The following is a 25,953-nucleotide window of genomic DNA, read 5'->3' as shown; positions in this document are numbered from 1 at the left end:
ATGAATAATGTCATGACCGAGAGCTGTATAAATTTTTGAACATGGCATGAGAATGCATCTAATGTATGGGTGTTTATAGTACAAAAAATTGTTTCATAAAACCTATATATAGTTTTAACGTTCTTGATATAAATTATAAGTTTATAGCGTTTTGTTGAGAAAAATAGGTACTGCTTTACGATTAGCTTTTTGCTGCTTGGTAACCTTAACCAGCCTTGGTCAGGGAAACGAAAAATTTTCAATCTATGCGTACCCTAGCAGGTTTGATGTAAGGGCAGAAAGATATTTTGAGGAGAATGGGATCATAACAAAGGATATAGACATCATGACGCAAGGTAGCATCGTCTATCCCAAAGACCCCACAAACTTTGATCCTACCCGAGTAAAGCGCTTCCTTGACATAAGATTTCCGGATAGAGAGAGTGAGGGGATGCTGGTGCTTGACTGGGAAGCAGGCCCTTATCAGGACCTTCGGAACTTTGCCGCCAGTGACAGTAACTTTCGGATTGCGGAGGAGAAGATGATCGCTCTCCTGGAAGAAGTAAGAAAACACCGCCCGAACTTACGGCTGTCCTTTTACGGGATTCCTTATCGTACCTGGAATAAATGGCAGATCGAGAACTATAACCCGACTGGGAAGTATGACAGACTTTTATCTAATGTAGATTTTATAGCGCCGTCTATGTATATGGTACATGCAGACGAGGATGTGGGGCATGAGCGAAACCTGCAGTACCTGAAGAATAACTTAGATGCGGCTCTAGTATATGGGAAGAAGTTTAATATCCCTGTCACTCCTTTCATCTGGCACAGGATACACTCAGGAGATAAGAAATACGGACGGGAGATAATTCAGAAAGAGGTGCTTGCCAACTATGTCAAATATATTTCGACTTATGCATTAGATGGTTACGGAGCCGCTGGTATTTATTGGTGGGATAACGCAAAAAACAGATTGAGGAATCTCCAGGGAATTGATAATCATTTGAATGGGAAAGTGTATGATGCTGCCACTTATGATTCTATGCTTGTTGAGTACGCGAAGGAGCTAAAGCAGGCAATCAATTAGTAATGGGCTCAAAGAATTTAATAGGGTGTCTCTATATGATGTTAAATAACCTCTCTAAAAAAAGCACGATCTAATGAGAGTATTATTTATTCAACCAGATTGTCGACAATACAGGGTTAAGTTATTTGAAGAACTGTCGAGGTCGCTCAAAGGAACTGAATTGCTCCACTTTGGCCCAAGAAAATTTTCGGAGAGCAAGGAATTGCAAGAGATTAATGCTTCGAAATTTAATTTCAGGAAATTTCATTGGGTGTCAGGACTCTACAAAATTGTCAAAAACTACGACACAGTTGTAGTAGGCTTTGATCCACACTGGCTGAACATTTTCTTTCTGTCAGTCTTCTTCCGTAAGAAAATTATCTATTGGGGACATGGAACAAGCAAGACCCAATACCTTAATTCGCTGAGGCGTTTTGTGGGCAGAAGAGCAAGGGCCATAGTTACATATGATGAAAACGGAAAAGCAGATATCATAAAATTGGGTATTGATCCTGATAGGGTTTTTGTAGCCAATAATACGCAATTTGTCTCGAATAGTGAAAACCTGTCTTCGGAGACTAAGGATTGTTTTGTATTTGTTGGGAGGATACAACCTCGAAAGAGAATTGAAGATTTTATAGCAGCCTTTGCTTTGGTAAGGCATAAATTACCAAAACAATTACGCATAGTGATAATTGGGGACGGTGATCATCGCTCTGTGCTAAAATCTATAGCTATCAAATTGGGAGTAGAAAATTATGTTGAATTCGTAGTTGGAACAACAGAAGAAGAAGATTTAAAAACTTACTTTTCAAAAGCATACGCTTATGTATCGCCTGGTCACGTAGGGTTGGGGGTTCTGCACAGTTTTGCTTATGGCGTTCCAGTCATCACCTATAAAGGTGATCATCATGCTCCTGAATACTCAAATATACTTCAAGCAGTGACAGGTATACTTGTTAGACCTAATGTGCCCGACCTTGCGGAGGCTTTGGTTTCGGTAGTCAAGGATGAAAACTATAAAATGTTAGGACACAATGCTTATGTACACTATCAAGAAAACAGAAAAATTTCACAAATGGTAAATGCATTTCAAAATGCTATTAATACTGGTTAAAAAAAATACAAAATTTGCTTCTTCTAAAATGACTATAGCTGTACAACTAGTTATTAAAATCGTGAATTTTAGATCTTCACTATTTAAGATACCAGGCCGTCTAAACCTTCTTCCATATATGGCTTTATTGTTTTGAATGACAGTGGTATTTTTAAAACGTAAGGAAGTATTTAGGACCCGCTAATATATAATTATTTCAAACATTTTTTTTATATTATAGGTATAGCTTGATGTAAATGTCTATCGCAATTGGGACTTTTAGATATCCTTCTGAGAATTTAGCTCCACTAAAGAAATTAGATACACTATGGCTGTTTTAGTAGACTCACTTTTTGTGAACAACAGTGGAGGTAAAATTTTATTAGATTATTTAGTTGAAGAATTAGAGAGTAGAGAAGTAGATGTCTTCTACGTTTTTGATGAAAGGTGCAGAGATAGTTTTAGCACAATTCCAGCTGGCAGAAGAGTTTTTTTAGAGGGAAATATAAAACAAAGGCACTTTTTTTACAAAGCGAATCAACTTCAATTTACTAAAGTTTTATGTTTAGGCAATATACCCCCTACTATACGCCTAAAAGCTGAGGTTTTAACTTATCTACAACAACTTCTCTATTTTAATCAACCTTTAGATTTAGGTTTCAAAAAAAAATGTAAGTTATATCTAAAAATATGGCTTGTTAAAAGATTACTTCAAAACACAGACTATTGGGGTGTACAATCAGAAAACGTTTCAAGCTTAATGGAGAAGAACTGGGGCGTAAGCAAAGATAAGATTAGGGTTTTGCCTTTCTATCCTCCTTTAAGCGATCTAGACAAGGTAATCAAATGTGAGAATAAATATTTATACGTTAGCGGAGGAAATTCTCATAAAAACCATTATAGGCTAATCGACGCTTTTGAGAGATTTAACAGAAAGTATCCTGAGGTTGAGCTTCATTTAACAATATCTGAAAAGTTTCCTGACCTGCTTAACTACATGAAGGCTAAAACCCATAATGGTGTGAAGATTATTAACCATGGCTTTATTCAGAGGCACAAATTGGCAAATCTTTACAAGTCTTCAAAATTCGTAATCTACCCTTCACTAGCAGAAAGTTTTGGTCTAGGGTTGGTAGAAGCTATTGAATTGGGCTGTAATATTATTGCATCTGATTTGCCATTTGTGCATGCAGTATGTGAGCCATCATTAGTGTTCGAACCGTTAGATACAGATTCTATCTTTAAGGCTTTAATAGCAAGTAAGATATCTCAAATACAGCCCTCCTCCCTGAAAGCAGACAACAAAATTGATACTATCATTTCTTTTTTAGCTCATGAAACAAATACTACAGTCATTCAAAACCGGTGAAACGACTTTGGCAGATATACCTGCTCCACAGGTAAGGAAGGGGCATGTGCTGATACAGACCACCTGTTCACTTGTCTCGCTGGGAACAGAGCGCATGCTGGTTGAGTTTGGGAAGGCAAATCTGTTTGAGAAAGCCCGCCAGCAGCCCGACAAGGTAAAGCAGGTCTTGAATAAGATCCAGTCAGACGGCTTAAAGCCGACAATGGAGGCTGTATTCAATAAATTAGATCAGCCGTTGCAGTTAGGCTACTGCAACGTGGGTAAAGTTATAGCGGTTGGGGAAGGCGTTGGCGAGTTCAGGGTTGGTGATCGCGTTGCTTCTAACGGTTCACATGCGGAGGTGGTTTGCGTGCCTAAGAACCTGGTCGCTGCTATTCCAAATAACGTTAGCGACGAGGAGGCTGCCTTTACAGTGGTCGGTTCTATCGGACTGCAGGGCGTCCGGTTGCTTAACCCGACCTTTGGCGAAACAGTGGTGGTAACGGGCCTTGGGTTGATAGGCCTTGTGACAGCCGAAATACTGAAGGCAAATGGATGCAAGGTCATTGGCATAGACCTGGACGAGCAGAAACTCGCCATCGCTAAGGCAAAAGGGGTCATTCCTGTCAATCCGCTGACAACTGACGTCGTAAAGTTTGTTGAGAACGAGACAGGCGGTGTGGGTGCTGATGGCATACTCATTACAGCATCAGCCAAAACAAACGATATTATATCGCAGGCGGCGCAGATGAGCCGCAAACGCGGCCGCATTGTGCTGGTAGGCGTAATCGGGCTGAATATCAGCCGCGCTGAGTTTTATGAGAAAGAACTGACTTTCCAGGTTTCCTGTTCCTACGGCCCAGGTCGGTATGATGAGAATTACGAACAACGGGGGCAGGATTACCCGCTGCCGTTCGTACGCTGGACTGAAAAGAGGAACTTCGAAACCATCCTGAATGCCATTTCCAGCGGTAACCTGGAGGTAAAGTCCCTTATAACGGAGAAGGTACCCATCCGGGAGTATGACAAGATATATGGGCAGATTGGGAAAAGCCGCGCAATTGCCTCTATTCTTACCTATGACGGAAGCAGTGAAATAGATATGAGTTCCACCGTGCGGCTCGGTGAGAGAAGCTTTACAGGTTCCAAAGGCGTGATAGGCATTATTGGGGCGGGTAATTTCACGAAAATGACAATGCTGCCGGCATTGAAAGATACAGGTGCCAATCTAAAATATATAGCCAGTGCAGGCGGCGTAACGGGTACGGCTCTTGCCAAAAAACACGGCTTCACCCATAGCACCACCGATTATAAGGAGTTGTTACGGGACACCGAGATTGACCTGGTGATGATTACGACGCGACATGGTCAGCATGCAGCCTTAGTGCAGGAGACTCTGGCGGCGGGCAAGCATGTATTTGTAGAGAAGCCTCTTGCCCTGACGCGGCTGCAGCTACAGGAGGTGCTTGCCGCCTACGGGCATCATGCAGAGCAGGCAAGCCTGACGCTTTCTGTAGGATTCAACAGGCGGTTTTCCCCACACATCCGCAAGATGAAGGAACTGATCGGCAACGCGCAAGACCCGGTGAATATTGTCGCTACCATGAATGCCGGTTTCATACCGGACAGTATGTGGGTACACGATATGTCCTCCGGAGGGGGCCGCATCATAGGGGAGGCCTGCCACTACCTGGACCTGATGGTGTACCTGACAGGCAGCACAATCCAGTCAGTTTGTATGAGTGCCCTGGGTAAAAACCCGGCAGAAAACACCGATAATGCGAGCATCCTTGTGAAATTTGAAAATGGCTCAAATGGTGTGCTGAATTACTTTGCCAATGGGCATAAGAGTTATTCCAAGGAACGGGTAGAATTGTATTCACAAGGCAGAACCTTAATCATGGACAATTTCCGAAAGACAGAAGGATATGGCTTTAAAGGCTTTACAAAGCTGAAAACCAACCAGGACAAAGGCCACCGTTACCAGTTTACAAAATTGATAGAGACCCTGCAGCAGGGCGGGGCGCCGCTTATTCCTTTCGGTGAAATAGTGAACGTAACGCTTGCTAGCATCGCCGCGATAGAGAGCCTCAAATCCGGCGAATGGGTAGATGTTGCGCTAACGTCCCAGCCCGGGGCGTCAAAGCCCCAGGAGACCCTGGAAGAGACAATGGTAGTTTGATAGAAAGCTGCCATACCTGATTTTGTCACACCTAAACTTACCCTTATGCTTGTAACCATCATTGCCGGAGCCAGACCGAATTTCATGAAAATCGCTCCTATCATAGAAGCGATACAACTGGCGAGTCAAGAAGGCCGCGACATTTCTTACAGGCTGGTCCATACGGGGCAGCATTACGATAAAAAAATGTCCGGAGACTTTTTTGAGCAGTTGGGAATCCCGGAACCGGATGTGAACCTGGAGGCTGGCGGCGGTACACAGGCAGAGCAGACGGCCGCAATCATGGTCCGGTTTGAGAAAGAGCTGGTAAGCCAGCGGCCGGATCTTGTGATAGTGGTGGGCGATGTTACCTCTACTATGGCCTGTGCCATTACCGCGCAAAAACTCAGCGTGCCTGTGGCGCACGTTGAAGCGGGTATCCGCTCTGGGGACTGGAGCATGCCTGAGGAGATAAACCGCATGGTGACGGACAGCATCAGCAATTATTTCTTTACTACCTCGGAGGTGGCCAACCAGAACCTGCTGAACGCCGGGGTGGGCCTCGACAGGATTTTCTTTGTGGGGAACACCATGATAGATACCCTGCTAAAACAGCAGCCAAATTTCCGGGCACCGCAGTTCTGGGATGAGCTCGGGCTGAAGAAAAAGGAATACCTGGTCATGACCCTGCATCGCCCTTCGAATGTGGATGACCCGGAGCAGTTAGCAAGACTATTAAACGTGCTGGAAGAGGGAACAGAGCAGCTGCCGGTAATCTTCCCTGTTCACCCGCGTACCCGCAACAACATGCAGAAATTCGGCATCAGCACCAACTACGTGAAAGGGGTAGAGCCCCTCGGCTACCTGGAGTTTAATTACCTCGTGCAACATGCCAAGGGAGTGATCACGGATTCTGGCGGTATAACCGAGGAGACTACCGTGATGGGCGTCCCCTGTATGACACTAAGAACCTCCACTGAAAGGCCGGAGACCTGCACGATCGGCACGAACGAACTGCTTGGGACGGACAGCGAAGCTCTTAGGAAGGCTTTGCAAGTGCTTTTCGCCGGCGAATGGAAAGAAGGAGGTATTCCGGACCTGTGGGATGGAAAGACAGCCAGTCGTATCGTGCAGGCTCTGTTACAACTGCATCAACCCCAGGATGTAGCCTTGGTTTAAACAAATAGAGATTGCCTTGTCGTAATGCCAAAGCCTTGCTGCGAACGAGAAACATATAGATGGCTTGGCTGCGGTTATTTATCATTATCAAATTATGAAACAGCACGGTTGCATTTTGCAACTACTACCGACAGAGCTAAGATTAACCTGAATGGTCAATATAGGAACAGGAGTTGTACACCTTTTGAAGAACATGGGGCCGCGTTATGTGGCCTATAGGGTTCGGCACGAGCTTGAGAAAAAGGCAGGGGTTTTAAAACGCCGCTTCCCTGAGAATCAGCCGACTAAATATTTTATACCGCTGGAGCAGTGGCGTGCTAGTGCCGGCACTTTCCTTTTTAAGGATAGACAGGATATAAAGCTGGAGAAGAACCCCATACCTGCGCTGAAGGAGAAAGCGCAGCATATTTTCGAAGGTAGGATTACCTTTTTCAGTTCCCGTCAGTATGAGTTGGGGAAAGACTATGACTGGCTGACGAACCCTGATTCAGGCTTCCGATACGACAATACAAAGCACTGGTCCCAGATCAGCGATTTGAACTCTGCCGCGGGGGATATAAAGTATGTGTGGGAAAAGTCAAGGTTCAGCTACCTGCATACTATCCTGCGGTACGACTATCATTTTGAGCAGGACAGTGCCGAGTGGGTCTTCTCCGAAATAGATAGCTGGATTAAGGCCAACCCTGTTAACTGCGGGCCAAACTTCAGGTGTAGCCAGGAGATCTCGCTGCGCCTGTTTAACTGGTGCTTCGCGTTACATTTCTACAGAAAGTCTTCTGCCCTGACGGAAGAAAGGTGGCGCAATTACCAGCATTATATATTCTGGCAGTTGCATCACGTGTATTACCACATTGATTTTTCGCGCATCGCTGTACGGAACAACCACGCCATTACGGAAACAACCCTGCTTTGCCTCTCGGAGTTCTTGTTCCCGTTTATTCCGGAGGTAAAACAATGGGCAGCCCAGGGCAGGAAATGGCTGGAGGAAGAAATCAGTTACCAGATTTACGACGATGGCACTTTCATACAGAACAGCATGAACTACCACCGTGTAGTTGTGCAGGTGCTGACATTTGTGCTCTCACTCACTGAAAAGAACGGCAAGCCTTTATCCGGTAAAGCATATGAGGGAGCCTATAAGTCGGTGAACTTCCTGCTGCAGTGCCAGCAACTAACAACAGGAAGGCTTCCCAACACAGGAGCAAATGACGGGGCGCTTTTCTTTCAGTTCTCAGGCAGTGACTACACGGACTACAGGCCGCAGCTTAACGGGCTGCATCTGCTGCTGACAGGTAAAAATCTGTATGACGGAACGGGCGCGTGGGAAGAGGAGGCGGCTTGGTACGGCATCCACAAGCAGCCAGGCAAGCGCTTTGCTGTGTTGCAGCAGGAGCAGGGTATTATAGCGTTCCCGAAAGGAGGGTATTTCCTGATCAGAGACGGAGACACGCTGAGCCTGATCAGGTGCGCTAAGTTCAGGAACAGGCCCAGCCACGCTGATAACCTACATCTTGATGTATGGGTGGGAGACCAGAACCTGTTACATGATGCGGGCAGCTTTAAATATAACACTGGGCAGGAACTGAAGCGGTATTTTAAAGGAACACAATCTCATAACACTGTGATGGTGGATGACCTTGATCAGATGCTAATGGGAGAAAGGTTTATCTGGTATCACTGGTCGGAGGCGACAGACGTGAAACTATCGGAAGACGACGAGCACTATATTTTTAAGGGAGCCATCAAAGGCTTTGGACATCTTTCAAAAGACATAAGGCACGTTCGCACAGTAAAGAAGAAGAAAGGGATCAACAGCTGGCTCGTGCAGGATGAGTTGCTGGGCCTGCCGGAAGGCCATCTGATAAAGCAACTGTGGCACACAGCTTTTCCCGAACAGACAGATATACAGGTACTAACCAGCGAAGCTCACCTTACAACCAGGCAGGGCTGGCAATCTACACGTTACGGCACGAAAGAGGCCTGTACAGAACTAATGATTACAAGTAATAACAGACAAATTCAGACCTTAGTAAACAAGAAATAGCGTTATGAGAATTCTATATTTTCACCAATATTTCAAGACCCGGGAAGGATCTGGCGGTACAAGGTCTTATGAAATGGCTAAGCATTTTGTAGAGCAGGGCCACCAAGTGACGATGGTATATGCGCTTTCTGACAAAACGAAGTCTCCATTGTCGGGCCCCTACATAAACGGTAAAAGAAGAGGGAGTGTAGAAAACATCGACTTGATAGAATTCAATTTGAATTACTCGAACAGGCTCAATATTCTACAGCGTGCCCTGGTATTCCTATCTTTCTCAGTCAAGAGTGTCAAAGTAGTGTTTCAGGAAGATTTCGATATTGTGTTCGCCACATCTACGCCATTGACGGCTGGTATACCAGGAATTTTCATGAAACTGTTTGGCAAAAAAAAGCGCTTTGTGTTTGAGGTGCGCGACCTGTGGCCTGAACTGCCAAGAGAGATGGGCGTGATTAAAAATAAGTTTGTACTGTGGGCGATGGGTGTGTTAGAAAGCCTATCCTATAACCAGGCTGATGCCTGTGTAGCACTTTCACCTGGCATACAGGATGGAATCCGAGCAAAGCTGAAGGATAAAAGCAAGCCCGTGTACCTTGTGCCCAATGGCTGTGATCTGGATTTTCTGGTACCTGGGCATGAGCCAAAGACAAATATCCCATCGGTAAAGGAAAACGATTTTGTTGCGATATTTACCGGCGCACATGGTATCGCCAACGGGTTGGATGCTGCCTTAGATGCTGCAAAGGTGCTAATTCAGAAGGGACATGGGAAACATATAAAATTAGTCTTTGTGGGTGACGGCATGATGAAAGATCATTTGGTAAAGCGTGCTGAGGCTGAACAACTGCATAATTGTATTTTTATAGAGCCAGTGTCCAAGCAACGTCTGCTTACATACCTGCATGCAGCCGATGTAGGACTGATGCTGCTGGCAAATATTAAGGCTTTTTACTTTGGAACATCGCCTAACAAGTTCTTCGATTATATATCCATGGGTATGCCTATCCTAAATAATTATCCAGGATGGCTGGCAGGTATGATTCGGGAAAACGACTGCGGTACTGTTGTGCCGCCGGATGACGCTGTTGCATTCGCGGATGCTCTCATCGAAATGTATAACAACAGAGAGCTATTGCCTGCGATGGGTGAAAATGCGCGGGTGCTGGCAGAGAGAAAGTTCGACCGTAAGGTTTTAGCAGATGAACTGCTGGAGGCATTGGTTGTGAGTAAGGGCAAATTTGTAAAAGATGGACTGGTAGAATGCTAAAATTATTTTTCGACAAGACCGTTTCACTCATCCTGATTGCCATTTTACTACCTGTTTTAATATTTGTGGGTGTGCTGGTGCTGGTTTTTATGGGATATCCGGTGTTTTACAGGCAAAAGCGACCGGGTTTGCATGGTAAGGTTTTTAATATGTATAAGTTCCGGTCCATGACAAACGCCACAGATGCAAATGGTGTACTCTTGCCAAATAAAGATCGCTTGACTGCCTTTGGGAAATTTCTCAGGAGGAGTAGTCTTGATGAACTGCCAGAGTTATTGAATGTGCTGAAAGGAGATATGAGTCTAGTGGGCCCCCGACCACTTTTGGTGGAGTACCTGTCTTTATATTCTGCGGAACAAGCCAAGCGCCATCAGGTTAAGCCTGGTATTACGGGTTGGGCACAGGTAAATGGCAGAAACGCCATCAGCTGGGAGCAGAAATTCGCTTATGACGTCTGGTATGTGGAGCATCATTCCTTTATGCTTGACATCAGAATTCTGTGTAAAACACTCTTGAAAGTGGTGAAAAGTGAAGGGGTGAATGCAGCGGAACATGTCTCCATGCCACCCTTCAGAGGCGCAGCAACTGAGAAGGAGGGGCAGCAAGATATTTATTATACTAAGCATAAGTTAACAAACAGAAGCTAAGCGGCAGCTTTATACTATTTGTAGGTGGACGTCAAAAAACTCCTTTTACCAATCGTATTGTCATCACATAGCGTTAAATATTAGAACAGATTACTGCGGTCTTATATTATCAACCACCACATAAGATGAATGAATTATCTACTTGAACTGGTAAAGTGTAATTTTAAATTATATGTCTAAGAAAAGGTTGCTCATTTTCGGGTGTGGTAACGTTGGTGGTTTTATTGCCAATAATCTGGAGGAGTTTACAGGGGAGCAGTACATAATAGAGGGCTTTCTTGATGATGACGTTCAGAAAATAGGGCAGCTACTTTTCGGCCATCGAGTAATTGGAGACATAGACAAAATAAGCCAGTATGTTACAGAAGTTTCAGTTGTTATATGCGTCTCAAATCCCATTCATAGGAAAAGCATTTATGAAAAGCTCTCCTCCCTCCCTAATGTTAATTTTCCTGCGTTTGTCTCCAGGCATGTATGGATTTCCAATAAGGTAGAGATTGGGAAGGGAGTGATTATTTACCCAGGTGTGGCCATAAATTACAACACTAGGATCGCCGATTTCTGTATCATTAACATGAACTGTTCCATTGGGCATGATTGCACCATCTCGAGGTGCGCTACGCTGGCACCCGGCGTGTCTTTAGCGGGTTTCACTTATTTGGAGGATTGTGTTGAAATGTGCATCAACTCAGCTACTGTGCAGGGCACGCGGGTTGGGCAGAACAGCATTGTAGGCGGAATGGGCATGGTAACCCGGAACATTCCGGCAAACTGCACGGCCGTAGGCGTTCCTGCCAGGCCTATTAAGCAACATTGCGGGTATGCCTCGATGAAAAATGAAGGATAGAAAAGCTGAAGGTGATGGAGAACCTTTAAGCTGCAGCCCCGATTGTGGCAACCAAGACTTATAGATAAGCCATAGCCCAAGCAGGCATGTAGAAGGCTGCAACAAATGCTTGGGAAGCAGCAGTAAGTAGAGGACTAAAACTTGCGTTAGAACATGCAAAGTTTTCGGCTATCCGGATTTTGTTGCTTTACTTAGCAGATTCAATACAAGACGGGATCTGTTAAAGGGAAATAATGAAAAGAATTGCTGTTTTTGGCGCCGGAGGGTTTGGGAAAGAAGTGGCGATGCTTATTGAGCATATAAATGCGTCAGCGCCTGAATGGGATTTGATCGGTTTTTTTGATGACGGCGTTCCAATGGGCAGTGTTGTGAATGGTTATACTTGCTTAGGAGGGATAGCGGAGGTAAATAACCTGCGCGAGCGCACCGGGATGGTTCTGGCGGTTGGAAACCCTGTAATCAAAAAAAGTATTGAGGGACAAATGCACAACCCAAAGGTATACTATCCCGTGCTGGTGCACCCAAACGTGCAGATGGGGGACCGGAAGTATATCACGTTCGGGGAAGGATGCATCATAACTGCAGGTAACATTCTGACGGTAAATATAAGCTTAGGAAAACACGTAATTCTAAACCTGGCCTGCACAGTTGGGCACGATGCGTACCTGGGAGATTATTCCTCTGTAATGCCGGGAGTTAATATATCGGGCGGGGTAAATATAGGTGAAGGCGTATACATTGGCACCGGTGCGAAAATAATCAACCATCTCGAAATAGGCAAGCGCGCTATCGTGGGCGCTGGCGCTGTTGTCATTAAATCGCTCCCGGCTTACTGTACGGCAGTGGGCGTGCCTGCACAACCGATTAAGTTTCATGCGTAACACAGGAAATGATGGATCAGAAAATATGGCTGTCGTCCCCGCACATGGGCGAGAACGAGTTTAACTTTGTAAAAGAAGCGTTTGAGACAAACTGGATAGCACCGCTGGGCCCAAACGTAGATGGGTTTGAGCGAGACATCGCGGCATTTTTAGGTAACGGCACCCATGTGGCAGCGCTAAGTTCAGGCACAGCGGCCCTTCACCTTGCTTTGATCTTACTGGGCGTGCAGCACGGGGATGAAGTGCTGTGTCAGTCCATGACTTTCTCCGCATCAGCTAACCCAATCGTATACCAGGGCGCCACGCCTGTGTTCGTGGACAGTGAGGCACAGACCTGGAACATGTCCCCTGAATTTCTGGAGATAGCCATTCAGGACCGTTTGAAGAACGGCTCCAAGCCAAAGGCTATTATCGTGGTGCATTTGTATGGCATGCCTGCCGATATGGACCGGCTTATGGCAGTGGCAGAAAAGTACGGCATACCTGTAATTGAGGATGCCGCGGAAGCGTTGGGCTCAACCTACAAGGGACGGCCCGTGGGCACGTTTGGCGCACTGAGTATTCTTTCCTTTAACGGAAATAAGATCATCACTACCTCTGGGGGAGGGGCGCTCGTTTCTGCAAAAGAGGAGTGGATCAAGCAGGCACGGTTCCTGGCGACACAGGCCCGGGATGCGGCCCCTCATTACCAACACTCCCATATAGGATATAACTACCGGATGAGTAACGTTTGCGCGGGTATAGGGCGAGGCCAGATGGAAGTACTGCCACAGCGCGTGCAGCAACGTAGAAACAATTTTGAAATGTACAGCCAAGCCTTGAGCACGTTCGCTGAGGTGCAACTGCAGGAAGAGCCAAGCAAAGATTACTTCTCCAACAGGTGGCTCAGTACATTACTTATAGACGATTCGAAGGATGCAAACGTCAGCCGCGAAAGCATCAGGATTGCTTTGGAAAGCAGGAACGTCGAATCGCGCCCATTGTGGAAACCGATGCACCTGCAACCAGTTTTTGCAGATGCTCCTTTTTATGGTGACGGCACCTCCGATTGGCTTTTCGACCAAGGCCTCTGCCTTCCGTCCGGTTCTAATCTGTCAGAGGCTGAACTCAGGAAAGTCTTGAGTATTGTGCAAGCCTGTTTCAGACTTACTGAAAACGTATAATTTTAGTCTTTTCCCCCAATATTACCAAGTCGCCTAAACTTTCTTCCATATATGGCTTCATTCTTTTGAAGAGGTAAAGAGGGAATGCCATTTTTACTTTGATCATGGAAGAGTGTAGATATGATCTGGTATAACTCAGCGCTTAAAGTCTTTTCATTAGGCAGCAGCCGTTGCCTGCTCTTGTATCTATTACCCTGTTTTTGAAAACACTGCTTTTATCAAGCGTGAGCCATGTTGCGACCTTTCTTCAAGGAAAAAAATTTTAACCATAACGCTAAAAATATTGAGCAAAAATTGACTCTGTTTCTCATGCCATTTAAGCATTCTAAACTCTTCTTTTATATAATAATTTTAATATATATTGTTTTTATTAAGGTTTACCATTAAAATTTTACTTCTTTTTTTTAAGGAATCTTTTCATAAAAAGGCCCTTCAGGAGCAGGATTGAAGCCCTTTTAAAAAAATAAACAATTTGAATATTTTATATAAGAAAAAATATTACGTTTTCAAAAATTCGGCGTATACATAATTCCTATATCGAATAATGATAATCATCATTGATTCTTTTATGTTTTGTATGGGATTTTAAAATTGATCACAGAAGAATAGTATGAAAATATTTCTACTAAAAAACTCTCTCCCGAACTGGATCATCCTGTTAATTGATCAGGTGATCACAAGTTGGTCTTTTGCGCTGTCCTATTTGCTTATCTGGCAGTTCGAGTTTACTGAAATCCTCAGAGGGCACTTCTTGATTTTTATTGGCCTTTATGGCATTGTATCCCTCAGCATGTTTTACTTTATGCGCCTCCATACGGGCTTGATCCGGTATTCCAGTACGGTTGACATATACCGGATTTTTGTGGCGGTGCTTTCATCAAGTGTACTTTATGGAGCGCTTGTGGCTTTGGTCGTGGCCCCTATGTACCAGATTAGTTCCAATAACATCTACCTGGCACTGCTGGTGAACTTCTTCATTTCCTCCTCTTTGCTAATTATGCTGCGGATCGGTACCAAGAGCATCTTTTTTTTTGTGAAGAGGAACACGAAGGATAAAAAGGAAAGCGTGCTTATATATGGGGCCAACAGTAGCTCCATCCTGGTGAAAGAGGCGCTTGAGGCCAGTGGCATGGGCAAGTTTGTGGTTGTCGGGTTTGTGGACGAGGACCAGGCGAAAGGCAATAAAAGCATACACCACATACGGATCTACCACACCAGCGAGATTGAGAAGCTACACCGCAAGGCGCAGGTAGATAAGATGATTATGATGAGCGAAGACCTTCAGGAAGGGAGCCGGAAGCAGCTGATCGATAAGTGTCTTGAACTCAATATCAAGGTGTTGACTGTTCCGCCAACCGCGCACTGGATGTCCGGGCAACTGCGGATGAACCAACTCAAGGACCTGAAGATCGAGGATTTGCTGCAGCGGCCCATGATTAACCTGGAAAGCCAGATGGTGGCGGATGATCTGAGAGGCAAGCGGATACTGGTAACCGGTGGAGCCGGCTCCATCGGGTCCGAGATCGTGCGGCAGGTGCTGAGCTACGCACCTGAAATGGTAGTGGTCTGTGACCAGGCGGAGTCCCCTTTGCACCAGCTCCAGCTCGAAATGGAAGAGAAGTTCCCGTCCGCTGATATCAGAATCTGTATAGGCGACATCAAGAATTTTGACAGGATGTACACGCTCTTCAAAGCCTATACCCCTGAAATAGTATACCATGCGGCGGCTTACAAGCACGTGCCCATGATGGAGAACAATCCCTCAGAAGCCATCCTAACCAATATCCTGGGAACGAAAAACCTGGCCGACCTAGCCATTAGCTGCGACGTGGAGAAATTCGTGATGCTCTCAACAGATAAGGCTGTAAACCCGACCAATGTGATGGGAGCGTCCAAGCGTATCGCAGAAATATACATTCAGTCGTTAAACGGGGTGGACCTGATCGATACAGAGACGGAGGGGCTCAAAATATGCCAGTCGCCCAAAACCAAGTTTATAACAACCAGGTTTGGTAACGTGCTTGGTTCCAACGGTTCAGTGATTCCGCGCTTCCGCTCTCAGATAGAGAAAGGAGGCCCCATCACCGTGACGCATCCCGAAATCACCCGGTACTTTATGACCATTCCCGAGGCAGTACAACTGGTGCTGGAGGCGGGGACGATGGGCAACGGTGGCGAAATCTTTGTTTTTGATATGGGGCAACCGGTGAAAATTATAGACCTTGCGAACAAGATGATCCAACTTGCAGGTCTCACGCCCGGTGTTGATGTAGAGATTGTCTACTCGGGTCTGAGACCGGGTGAGAAACTGTACGAAGAGCTACTGAACAAAGAAGAACTTACCATACCCACACATCATCACAAGATCAAAATCTCACGGGTGAGGAAATACCATTATTCTAAAGTCGAGGATGACATCAAGGAGCTGTTGGCCCTTAACAAAGGCAATGACGATTACAGCTTTGTAAGTAAGATGAAAGAGATGGTGCCGGAATTTATCAGCAAAAACTCCAGGTATGAAGAACTAGACACTGCTGACAAACTCAAAAGCCAGCTGTAACCTTATATGAACGTTTTGTATCCGCCCTTGTCTATGCAGACTAGTATTTCGCCATAGACAAGGGCGGATTATATATACCTGTATATGTATTTTTCCTTGATAACAATCAAACAGTGGGAAGCACCTGGTTTTTCAATTCCCCGAACCCGATGCGTATGCCGTCAAACTCTCCATAGCCGCGCATCACCACCGTGTCAAAATCCTTCAAAAATTTGCGCTCAGTGCCATCTTGCAATTGCAGTGGCTGGGTGCCGCGCCAGGTAAGCTCCAGCAATGAGCCGTAAGATCCTTCGTCCGGGCCGCTGATGGTGCCGGAAGCATATAGATCGCCTACCTGCAGGTTGCAGCCGTTGCTGCTCTGGTGCGCCAGTTGTTGGCCCATGCTCCAGTAGAGATGCTTGAAATTGGAGTGGCTGATGCTGCTCAGTTCTCCACCGTGCGGCTGTAGCAGCACCTCCAAGTGTATGTCATAGTGGCGGCTGCCCAAGAACTCGAGATAGGGCAGTGGCCTGGGGTCCTGCTCTGGCCCCTTTACCCGGAACGGCTCCAGCGCATCCAGTGTCACAACCCATGGCGAGATAGACGAGGCAAAGCTTTTCCCCAGGAACGGCCCCAGCGGCATATACTCCCACGCCTGTATATCGCGCGCCGACCAGTCGTTGAACAGCACAAGGCCGAATATGTAATCCTCCGTTTCATAAGGGGTGATGCTCTGCCCGAGGGCCGTTTCCTTGCCCGTAATAAACGCCACCTCTAATTCAAAGTCCAGCTGATTGGTGGGGCCAAAGGCTGGAGCTTCAGCATCAGGTGCCTTGGTCTGCCCCTTCGGCCGGTGGATGCCTGTGCCCGAAACGACAATTGAGGAGGCGCGGCCGTGGTACCCCACCGGCAGGTGTTTCCAGTTTGGCAGCAGCGCATGCTGCGGGTCGCGGAACATGGAACCTACGTTTGTGGCGTGCTCCTGGCTGCTATAGAAGTCGGTGTAGTTTGGCACCTTCACGGGCATCAGCATCTCTGCTTCGCTTTGCTTCACCAGGCATTCCCGGATCAGGTTGCTGTTGCCGCTGATCTCATCGTTGTCGTTGCGCAGGAGTTCAGACACCCGATTGCGCACAGCCCGCCAGATAGGCTTGCCCAAGGCGATGAAATCGTTCAGGGCTGGGCGGTGGAAAACATTCGGGTCCAGGTCTATCAGCTCGAAAAAGTTCTGGCGGCCCAGCACACACATATCCAGTATATAATCCCCTATGGCCACGCCCACCCGCGGGTCCCGGTCGGGGGTGCTGAAAATGCCGAAGGGCAGGTTCTGGATCGGGAATTCGCTGTCAGCGGCTATCTCTATCCAGGAGTGGAGCGCTGGATCGTTGGCTTTGATCATGTTGTCCGTGCATCAGGTTCTGTAGGTAAATATACCTTTTTTGCATTGGATAGGAAATAATCAGCGCAGTGGTTGAGAGCCCGCTTCTTTTGTATCTATCATAAATGATAGATACAAAAGAAGCGGGTATGGTCTTGTCCATACCCGCTTCCGCTTAAATAAAAAATGGTATTGGTAAAATCGTCAGACTGACAAAGGCAGCACATTTACGGCTTCCACGGCCCTAATCTCCGGTACCGCCTTCAGCACCGACTGCTCCACACCAGCTTTTAGCGTCATCGTAGACATAGGGCAGGAGCCACAGGCGCCCAGCAGTTCCAGCTTCAGCACCATATCATCCGTTATCTCCAGCACTTTTACATTGCCTCCGTCAGCCTCCAGGTAGGGCCTTATCTGGTCGAGGGCACCTTCTATGCGGAGCATGAAATCTTGATCTACGTTTATGGTTGCCATTGTCTTTAGCTTTTAATTTCTACAGGTTTTGTTTTGGCCAAGGTGGCGTTGCGAACAGACACCTGCTGCGCCACAGCCTGGGCTAACTCTCTGAAAACACCCGAAGCGGGAGAATCGTTCTGCAAAACCACGGGAGTTCCGTCATCGCCACTCTCTCGGATGCTCTGCACGAGCGGCACCTGGCCTAAGAGTGCCACTTCGTACTTCTCCGCTAGCGCTTTTCCGCCGCCCTCCCCGAATATATAATACTTGTTATCCGGAAGCTCAGCAGGTGTAAAGTAAGCCATATTCTCCACAACGCCAAGCACCGGCACGTTTATCTGCGGCTGCCGGAACATCTGCAGGCCCCTTACAGCATCGGCCAGCGCCACTTTTTGGGGCGTGGTCACAATTACAGCGCCGGTTACAGGAAGTGCCTGCACCATCGTCAGGTGAATGTCGGAGGTGCCCGGGGGCATGTCCAGCAGCAGGTAGTCCAACTCCCCCCACTCAACATCCGAAATGAACTGGCGCAGGGCAGAACTGGCCATCGGACCGCGCCATACCACAGCACCGTCGGATGGAGTCAGGAAGCCGATGGACATCATCTTCACGCCATACTGCTCCACCGGCACGATGTAATTCTTGCCGTGGTCGCCCTGAATCATCTGCGGGCGCTGCTGCTCCACGCCGAACATGGTCGGGATAGACGGGCCGGAGATATCGGCGTCAATCAAACCCACCCGGGCACCGGACTGCGCCAGCGCGATAGCCAGGTTGGTGGTAACCGTAGACTTACCGACACCGCCCTTACCAGACGCCACTGCGATGATGTTCTTTACACCTTTCAACACCTCGGAGGTATCGCCGCGGCCCGAGGTCACGCGCGAAGTCATGTTCACGGTCACGTCGGCCTCTTTGTCCACCATCGTGTGGATGGCGGTCACGCAGGCGTTGCGGATCAGGTCTTTCAGCGGACAGGCGGGCGTGGTGAGGATAACGGTGAAACTTACGTCCTTGCCGCTCACCTGCACGTTCTCCACCATGTTCAGCGTAACGAGGTCTTTACCCAGGTCGGGCTCCTCCACGTAGCTGAGGGCTTTCAATACATCTTCTTTTGTGATAGCCATATATAAATGCTTTGCGATTCGCCTTGCAAAGATACTGAACAAAAACTGCTATTCATAAGCGAAGGCCTTTAGAGTGCAACAAGCCACAGCCTATATAAGTTTGCCTTTGGCTTTCATTGCGTGATATCCCTCCCGCATGCAACGGAATACAGACAGTGTGGGTCGTGAAGTTGGTAGCGGAAGCTTTTTCAATTTCCCTTCGGTCGATTTTACAAGATTTAACCACGCTATATGAAAATCTCCTTATTGCTCTCCTTATTTCTTTTTGCAGCTATTGCGAACGCGTTCTCTCAGGAAGCAAAGACATTTTATATGTCAATCAACATGTTTGACAAGGACTGTACTTATATAGTGGACGGCGTGATTTCACCCGCAACTGTTGAAGTCCCCATACCGCTTGCACATTTCGAGCAGGCTGCCAGCAAAGAGAAGCTGGAGGAATTCGGGGTGGCTGACAGCCCATGCGTGATGGTCAAATCATCTTCTGATCTTGCCATCGAGAATTATATATACCGGCAGGTACACGAGGAGGTGCAGCAGATTGGCATCCAATATAAAATACCGATTGCCTTAAACGGAAAGCTGGAGCATTTCTTCATTGAAAGGCGAAGCCAGCTTAGCAAGGTTCGGGAAGAGCAGATAAAGACTGTCCGATTCCTGAATAAGGCAGCAGCCCAGGCTATCTATGGGGATAAGGTGGTTTTTGGTCTGATAGAAATTACGATATGAGGGAAGCCAACCTGTAGAACTCGTAACGCAAGTATAGTAGTTTCTCCGCCTTTGCTGGCCTTTTGACGTAGTTGATAGGAAACTATATAGGCTATGGCAGACACTAAAATTGAAGTACAGCAGGGCGATATAACGAAGATAGAAGTGGACGCGGTGGTGAATGCCGCGAACAGCAGCCTGCTGGGCGGGGGCGGCGTGGACGGTGCCATCCACCGTGCGGGCGGGCCCGCCATTCTGGAGGAATGCAAGCAGATTAGGGCGCGCCAGGGCGGCTGTGATACAGGAGAGGCCGTGATCACGACAGGCGGCAACTTGCCGGCGCAGTACGTGATCCATACAGTGGGCCCGGTGTGGTCTGGGGGCAATAGCAGAGGACCGGAACTGCTGGCAAATTGCTACAATAACAGCCTCCGCATCGCCTCCGAGAAGCAGTTGCAAAGCATCGCCTTCCCCAACATCAGCACCGGTATATATGGCTACCCCAAACCCAAAGCCGCGCAGGTGGCGGTGCAGGCGGTAAAAGATTACATAAAGAACAATGTAACGAGCCTGCAACGGGTAATTTTCGTTTGCTTCGACGCCGAGAACCTAAAGCTGTATGAGAGGCTTTTGCATGAGTGACAAACAGGCCGGCAGGTGCTCTGTCTGCGTAAGCCTGTATTCTGTTTCAGGAGTATGTAAATGAGAATTCTGGTTGACTGATTACGCGTGCGGACAGGTGGCGACCTGACCCTATGATGCGCTTGCAGAGATTATTTAATCATTCAAATTTTTCATCCACGCATTCGCTTATTCACTCCTTCGAAAATTCCCCGGAACCCTTATCTTTGCCTTCCGCTGATATCCTTGCCCATGTCCCTGATCCCGAAAGAAGCCGTTGACCAAGTTTTAGCCTTAGCCGATATAACGGAGGTGGTGGGCGATTTTGTGTCGCTGAAGAAGAAGGGGCAGAACATGTGGGCCTGCTGCCCGTTCCACCACGAGAAGTCGCCTTCGTTTTCCGTTTCGCCGGCCAAGGGGATATATAAATGCTTTGGCTGCGGCAAGGCGGGCAACTCGGTGCAGTTTATCATGGATGTGGAGGGCACCAGCTTCCCGGAGGCGATCAAGTACCTGGCCAAAAAGTACAGCATCGAGATTCCGGAGGAGCACCCGAACCCGGAGTACGCCAAGGAGCAGAGCGAGCGCGACAGCCTTTTCATCGTTTCGGACTTCGCAAACAAGCATTTCCAGCACAACCTGCATCAGCACGAGCAGGGCGGCATCGGGATGTCGTACCTGAAGCAGCGCGGCCTGAGCGCGAACACCATCAAAAAGTTTGAGCTCGGCTACAGCGTGGACGAGTGGACGGACCTGACAGACACGGCGCTGAAGGCAGGCTATCAGCAGAAATACCTGGAAGCCACCGGCCTCACCATCGTGAAGGAAGACGGCAAGAAGTACGACCGCTTCCGGGGCCGCGTCATGTTCCCGATCCACAACGTGTCAGGGCGCGTGGTGGGCTTCGGCGCCCGCACGCTGAAGACGAACGACAAGAAAAGCCCCAAGTACCTCAACTCCCCGGAGTCGGATATCTACCACAAGAGCAACGTGCTGTACGGCCTGTTCCAGGCGAAGCAGGCACTGCGCATGCAGGACATGTGCTATATGGTAGAAGGCTACCTCGACGTGCTGTCGCTACACCAGGGCGGCATCGAGAACGTGGTGGCCTCCTCGGGCACTTCGCTCACCGAGGGCCAGATCAAGCTCATTGGGCGCTATACCCAGAACATCACGGTGTTGTACGATGGCGACGCGGCCGGTATAAAAGCCTCGTTGCGCGGCATCGACCTGATTTTAGAGAACGGCCTGAACGTGGACGTGGTGACGTTCCCGGAAGGGGAGGACCCCGACTCCTATATACAGAAAGTGGGTGACACGGCTTTTAAGGCCTATATAAAAGAGCACGCGCAGGATTTTATCTCCTTTAAAACCAGCTTATATGCCGCTGAAACCAAAGGCAGCCCGGTAAAGAAGGCCGAGGCGATCCGGGAGATCGTGGCCTCCATCGCCAAAGTCCCGGACGCTATCAAGCGCACCGTGTTCTTCCGGAGTTGCAGCCTCATTTTCGATATAGATGAGCAGGTGCTGATTTCGGAGTACAACAAAATGCAGCTGCAGGAGCGCCAGCAGCCGCAGCAGCAGAACCTGCCGGAGGGAATCATTCCGCCACCGCCCGCCGAAATTGCGCCAGAGAAGCCGGTGTCGGATGTGGACCTGCTGAAGCGGTACGAGCGCGAAATCGTGCGCATGCTGCTGAACTATCCTGACCGGGTGCTGGAAGACGGCCTGAACACCTGCCAGTATATGCTGGAGCAGCTGGAGGACGTGGAGTTCAGGACGCCGCTGTACGCCCGCCTGATGGAGCTGATAAAAGAAAAGCTGTGCGACGGCAACCTGGCTACTGTCGAGGACTTCATCAATCACCCTGACCAGGAGATACGCACAGAAGCCACCAACCTGCTCTCAGACCCGCACGAGCTGAGCCACAACTGGGAAACCCACCAGATTTTCGTTCCCTCCGAAACCGACCTGCTGCCCTACGGTGCCGAGCGTGCCGTGCTGCGCCTGAAGTGGCGCAACGTGGAGCTGATGATAAAGGGGGAGATGGAAAAGCTGCGCCTCGTCACCGATCCGCAGGAGCAGATACAGCAGCTCACCTTTATCCGCAACCTCAAGACCCTGCACTGCCAGCTCGGCGATATGTTGGGCATTGTAGTGAACAGGTAGAAGACCTTGCAGAGTCCGAAGGGCTTGCGGGTGACTGACATAAGAGGCGTTGCTATAGATAGACCAGACGCTCGCAGGAGCTGCGCACGCTGCGAGGTCAGCACTCCCATATATAAGCTTCAGCATCCTCAACTAAATCCGCTTCTCAGGTGTTGTTTAAATAAAAGCAGGATTGCGGTGTAATCTTTTTAATTTTGCACGGCTTTGCTGAAGCACCAACAGCCACAGCACCTTTTTTTAAGGCAGCTGTGGCCCAAATAACATAACATGGAATCCAATACAACTAATGACCTCAGGCCCTTAGATGCCATCGAGGCTGCAATAGAGGACATACGGCAAGGGAAAGTAGTGATTGTGGTGGATGATGACGACCGCGAGAACGAAGGCGACTTTATATGCGCCGCCGAGAAAATCACGCCCGAGATCGTCAATTTCATGGCGACACACGGCCGTGGCCTTATCTGCACGCCGCTCACTGAAGAGCGTTGCGATGAGCTTGGGCTGGAGCTGATGGTAGGCCGCAACACGGCGCTGCACGCCACGCCTTTCACCGTGTCGGTAGACCTGCTCGGGCATGGCTGCACCACTGGCATCTCCGCTTCCGACCGTGCCAAAACGATACAGGCGCTCGTAGACCCCGCCACTGATCCGCACTCGCTGGGTAAACCGGGGCATATTTTTCCGCTCAAGGCCAAAAAAGAGGGTGTGATTCGCCGTGCCGGCCATACCGAGGCAGCCGTGGACCTGGCGCGTTTGGCGGGCCTGGCACCGGCTGGCGTTTTGGTGGAGATCATGAACGAAGACGGCACCATGGCCCGCCTGCCCGACCTTTTCCGGGTGGCAGACCGGTTCAACCTGAAGCTGATCTCCATTAAAGACCTCATCAAGTACCGCCTCCAGAAGGAGAGCCTGATTGACCGTGAGATTGCGGTGCAGATGCCGACGGATTACGGCAACTTCGATCTATATGCCTTCACCCAGCGCAGCAACGATGCAAAGCACCTGGCCCTGGTAAAAGGCACCTGGGAAGAGGGAGAGGCCATTCTGGTGCGCGTGCACTCGTCCTGCGTCACCGGCGATATCTTCGGCTCGTGCCGCTGCGACTGCGGTCCGCAGCTGCACGAGGCCATGCGGATGGTAGAGGCGGAAGGCAAGGGCGTGATCGTCTACATGAACCAGGAGGGCCGCGGCATTGGCCTGATCAACAAGCTTAAGGCCTACAAACTGCAGGAGCAGGGCCGCGATACCGTGGAGGCGAACATCGAGCTTGGCTTTGGCATGGACGAGCGCGACTATGGCGTGGGCGCCCAAATCCTGCGCGACCTGGGCGTGACAAAGATGCGGCTGATCTCCAACAACCCGAAGAAGCGATCCGGGTTGATGGGGTACGGCTTGGAGATCGTGGACAAGGTTCCGATCGAGATTTTCCCAAACGAACATAACCAGCGCTACCTGACCACCAAGCGCGACAAACTGGGCCATGAAATCCTCAAGGATGTCACCCTCAAGCACCAGACCAACACCAACTACAAATAAACAAAGTCCCGGGTAGAACGCATCAACCTGCTTCTGCCCGGGATTTTTGTTTTCAAGCCCACAGACCTGCTTGGGCCACAATTATATATGGCTCACATAGATTTACAGCTTGCTCTGGGCCAGCTCTAACAGCACCTCGTAGTAAGGGCGCCGCAGCATCTTCGATTTGAGCCAGGCGTAGAAGCTCATGGCCTGTATGTCGGTATTCTCAAAGGAGGTGAACTCCAGCTTGTTTTCCACGCTCTGCACAAATTCGGGCCGGTACACCTCGTCCGGGTGATCCAGCATATGTCGGATGAGATCCAGGTAGTGCCGCACGTTCCGGTAAGCAGGCTCCTGCAGCAGCTCCCGGAAGTTGCGCCCGAAGGCCCTGATCCGGTGCAGCACCAGATCCTCGTTGCCCAGCTCATATTGTATCAGCAGCTCGCCCAGGTTCTTTTTCAGGAGCCATTCGCGCCCCATTTTGCCCTCGCACCACTTGTCGGAGTGGCCGATGCTCTGCAGCACTTTGTTCGCTTTGGAGAAGTTTCCCTGCGCAAAATAATTGAAACTCAGGCCCAGCTGGGCGGTCAGCAGATCCTTCGCCCCGAGCGCCACGGGCTGCTTGTAGAGCAGGTTTTCCATCAGTTCGTTGGCTTCCTGCAGCCGGAACAGGAACACCAGGTTGGCGACCATCAGAAACGTGTAGCGCGGGAAGAAGTGCACATAGTGGCTTTTGCCTTCCCCGCCGAGGCACGCGTGCAGCAAGCCCAGGTAGTGCATCGACTCCCGGAACTTCTTATTGCGGTACAGCACGTGGGCTATCATATATAACAGGCTCGCCTTGTAATACTGGTGGGCTTTCCGGAAACCGTATTTCTGCTCGGCCTCGTGGTACTGGGCGATGATGTAGGGCTCAAAAGAAAGAAAATCCTTGCGGGCCAGCACCGCGCTTCGGGCAATGGAGAGCAGCTTGTAAAGGAGGGAAGGGCGCTTGCTCACCGCTTCAGCCAGGCCATATGCGGTCAGCACCTCCTGGATGATGTTGTCGAAATGCAGGTCGCTGCCCTGGCGGCGCACGGCCTGCAGGCGGTGCCGGATAAGGCTGCTGGCAATGTTGGCCCGCTCTTCTTCGTCGGCGGCCAGTTTGTTCTGGTTCCGTTTGCTGATGATCTGGTCCAGGCTGTCGGCAAACTCGCTGTCCGCTTTCTCAATCTGGAGGTTATACACCATGTTCAGCAAATCGAACTGCTCGTTCGCCTGTGCCAGTTTCGCGGCTTTGCGCAGGTAGTCCCAGGCTAGTTTCTCGGCCCGCACATCAAACAGATAGTGCGCCAGCGACAGCATCCCCATAATCGGGGAGGCGGCCGTAATGTCCTGTTCTGTGCGCTTCAGCAGGATATAATTGGTGATATGGCGCATCAGCCGCTTCCGGAGCGCATAGTACGCCACCGGGTTGGGCTCACCGGGGTACAGGCGCTGGATGAGCTGCTCCGAGGAGTAGTTTTTCTGCTGCTGCAGGAGCTGGAAGAGCGCCAGGTCTTTCCGGTGCTTCTTCTTTTTCTCCCGCTGAATAAACACAGCCAGTTCCCGCCTGTCGTCCTCCGAAAGCGTTTCGAGGGTCATCTTCAGGTCATCCATCGGGTGCGCAGCATTATTAGAGGTGTCATATATAAAGCTACCATATATAAATGTTTTACAAAGTCTGATTTTAAACCTATATATAATTGATATGCAGCTAAATGTAATGATTATATATAGT

20 protein-coding genes are annotated in these 25,953 nt (G+C 48.9%); 16 read left to right on the top strand and 4 right to left on the bottom strand.

Annotated elements, in window-relative coordinates; all coding sequences use genetic code 11:
* Positions 1 to 196: 196 nt before the first annotated feature.
* The 12 genes from ABD920_RS18710 to ABD920_RS18655 all read left to right on the top strand — a co-directional run bounded on the left by ABD920_RS18710 (position 197) and on the right by ABD920_RS18655 (position 16,238).
* Positions 197 to 1,069 (top strand): hypothetical protein, encoded by an 873-nt coding sequence (locus ABD920_RS18710; RefSeq protein WP_345161063.1) that lies wholly within the window; start codon positions 197 to 199, stop codon positions 1,067 to 1,069.
* Between the two features lie 73 nt (positions 1,070 to 1,142).
* Positions 1,143 to 2,165, top strand: coding sequence for a glycosyltransferase family 4 protein (locus ABD920_RS18705; RefSeq protein ID WP_345161061.1), 1,023 nt, complete (start codon positions 1,143 to 1,145; stop codon positions 2,163 to 2,165).
* A 307-nt stretch (positions 2,166 to 2,472) separates the two neighbouring features.
* Complete coding sequence (locus ABD920_RS18700; protein ID WP_345161059.1) at positions 2,473 to 3,513, top strand: glycosyltransferase; 1,041 nt, start codon at positions 2,473 to 2,475, stop codon at positions 3,511 to 3,513.
* Entirely contained in the window at positions 3,479 to 5,674 is a 2,196-nt protein-coding gene (locus ABD920_RS18695; protein WP_345161057.1) for a bi-domain-containing oxidoreductase, read from the top strand. Before ABD920_RS18700 ends, ABD920_RS18695 begins: the two co-directional genes overlap by 35 nt.
* 45 nt (positions 5,675 to 5,719) lie before the next feature.
* On the top strand, positions 5,720 to 6,832 hold the full coding sequence (wecB, locus tag ABD920_RS18690) for a non-hydrolyzing UDP-N-acetylglucosamine 2-epimerase (protein WP_345161055.1): 1,113 nt from the start codon (positions 5,720 to 5,722) through the stop codon (positions 6,830 to 6,832).
* 193 nt (positions 6,833 to 7,025) lie between these two features.
* A complete protein-coding gene (locus ABD920_RS18685; protein WP_345161053.1) occupies positions 7,026 to 8,876 on the top strand; it encodes an alginate lyase family protein in 1,851 nt (616 codons plus the stop codon).
* A gap of 4 nt (positions 8,877 to 8,880) precedes the next feature.
* The gene (locus ABD920_RS18680; protein ID WP_345161051.1) at positions 8,881 to 10,140 is read left to right on the top strand and encodes a glycosyltransferase family 4 protein; all 1,260 of its coding nucleotides are present in this window, start codon (positions 8,881 to 8,883) and stop codon (positions 10,138 to 10,140) included.
* Positions 10,134 to 10,787 (top strand): sugar transferase, encoded by a 654-nt coding sequence (locus ABD920_RS18675; protein WP_345161049.1) that lies wholly within the window; start codon positions 10,134 to 10,136, stop codon positions 10,785 to 10,787. Before ABD920_RS18680 ends, ABD920_RS18675 begins: the two co-directional genes overlap by 7 nt.
* A gap of 172 nt (positions 10,788 to 10,959) precedes the next feature.
* On the top strand, positions 10,960 to 11,634 hold the full coding sequence (locus tag ABD920_RS18670; protein ID WP_345161047.1) for a PglD-related sugar-binding protein: 675 nt from the start codon (positions 10,960 to 10,962) through the stop codon (positions 11,632 to 11,634).
* Positions 11,635 to 11,867: 233 nt separating this feature from the next.
* The gene (locus ABD920_RS18665) at positions 11,868 to 12,515 is read left to right on the top strand and encodes an acetyltransferase (protein ID WP_345161044.1); all 648 of its coding nucleotides are present in this window, start codon (positions 11,868 to 11,870) and stop codon (positions 12,513 to 12,515) included.
* Positions 12,516 to 12,526: 11 nt separating this feature from the next.
* Positions 12,527 to 13,678: a DegT/DnrJ/EryC1/StrS family aminotransferase gene (locus tag ABD920_RS18660; protein WP_345162361.1), complete on the top strand. Its 1,152-nt coding sequence runs from the start codon at positions 12,527 to 12,529 to the stop codon at positions 13,676 to 13,678.
* A gap of 610 nt (positions 13,679 to 14,288) precedes the next feature.
* Complete coding sequence (locus tag ABD920_RS18655) at positions 14,289 to 16,238, top strand: polysaccharide biosynthesis protein (protein WP_345161042.1); 1,950 nt, start codon at positions 14,289 to 14,291, stop codon at positions 16,236 to 16,238.
* Between the two features lie 106 nt (positions 16,239 to 16,344).
* Here the strand turns inward: ABD920_RS18655 and fahA are convergent, their stop codons facing one another.
* The 3 genes from fahA to ABD920_RS18640 all read right to left on the bottom strand — a co-directional run bounded on the left by fahA (position 16,345) and on the right by ABD920_RS18640 (position 19,178).
* A complete protein-coding gene (gene fahA, locus ABD920_RS18650) occupies positions 16,345 to 17,616 on the bottom strand; it encodes a fumarylacetoacetase (RefSeq protein WP_345161041.1) in 1,272 nt (423 codons plus the stop codon).
* A 183-nt stretch (positions 17,617 to 17,799) separates the two neighbouring features.
* Complete coding sequence (locus tag ABD920_RS18645) at positions 17,800 to 18,069, bottom strand: NifU family protein (protein WP_345161040.1); 270 nt, start codon at positions 18,067 to 18,069, stop codon at positions 17,800 to 17,802.
* Between the two features lie 5 nt (positions 18,070 to 18,074).
* Complete coding sequence (locus tag ABD920_RS18640) at positions 18,075 to 19,178, bottom strand: Mrp/NBP35 family ATP-binding protein (RefSeq protein WP_345161039.1); 1,104 nt, start codon at positions 19,176 to 19,178, stop codon at positions 18,075 to 18,077.
* A 312-nt stretch (positions 19,179 to 19,490) separates the two neighbouring features.
* On the opposite strand from ABD920_RS18640, the gene ABD920_RS18635 reads away from it, so the two are divergent.
* From ABD920_RS18635 to ABD920_RS18620, 4 genes are all read left to right on the top strand, one after another.
* Entirely contained in the window at positions 19,491 to 19,907 is a 417-nt protein-coding gene (locus ABD920_RS18635) for a hypothetical protein (protein WP_345161038.1), read from the top strand.
* Between the two features lie 93 nt (positions 19,908 to 20,000).
* On the top strand, positions 20,001 to 20,528 hold the full coding sequence (locus ABD920_RS18630) for an O-acetyl-ADP-ribose deacetylase (protein ID WP_345161037.1): 528 nt from the start codon (positions 20,001 to 20,003) through the stop codon (positions 20,526 to 20,528).
* Positions 20,529 to 20,759: 231 nt separating this feature from the next.
* Positions 20,760 to 22,676, top strand: coding sequence for a DNA primase (dnaG, locus tag ABD920_RS18625; protein WP_345161036.1), 1,917 nt, complete (start codon positions 20,760 to 20,762; stop codon positions 22,674 to 22,676).
* Between the two features lie 267 nt (positions 22,677 to 22,943).
* Positions 22,944 to 24,212, top strand: a complete 1,269-nt coding sequence (locus ABD920_RS18620; protein ID WP_345161035.1) for a bifunctional 3,4-dihydroxy-2-butanone-4-phosphate synthase/GTP cyclohydrolase II — start codon at positions 22,944 to 22,946, stop codon at positions 24,210 to 24,212.
* A 102-nt stretch (positions 24,213 to 24,314) separates the two neighbouring features.
* Here the strand turns inward: ABD920_RS18620 and ABD920_RS18615 are convergent, their stop codons facing one another.
* Positions 24,315 to 25,832, bottom strand: coding sequence for a hypothetical protein (locus ABD920_RS18615; RefSeq protein WP_345161034.1), 1,518 nt, complete (start codon positions 25,830 to 25,832; stop codon positions 24,315 to 24,317).
* Positions 25,833 to 25,953 lie beyond the last annotated feature (121 nt).

This window comes from Pontibacter saemangeumensis (assembly GCF_039541895.1).
GTDB classification, from domain to species: domain Bacteria; phylum Bacteroidota; class Bacteroidia; order Cytophagales; family Hymenobacteraceae; genus Pontibacter; species Pontibacter saemangeumensis.
Note: the sequence above shows the minus strand (reverse complement) of the source record. Positions and strands in the feature narration are given on the sequence as shown.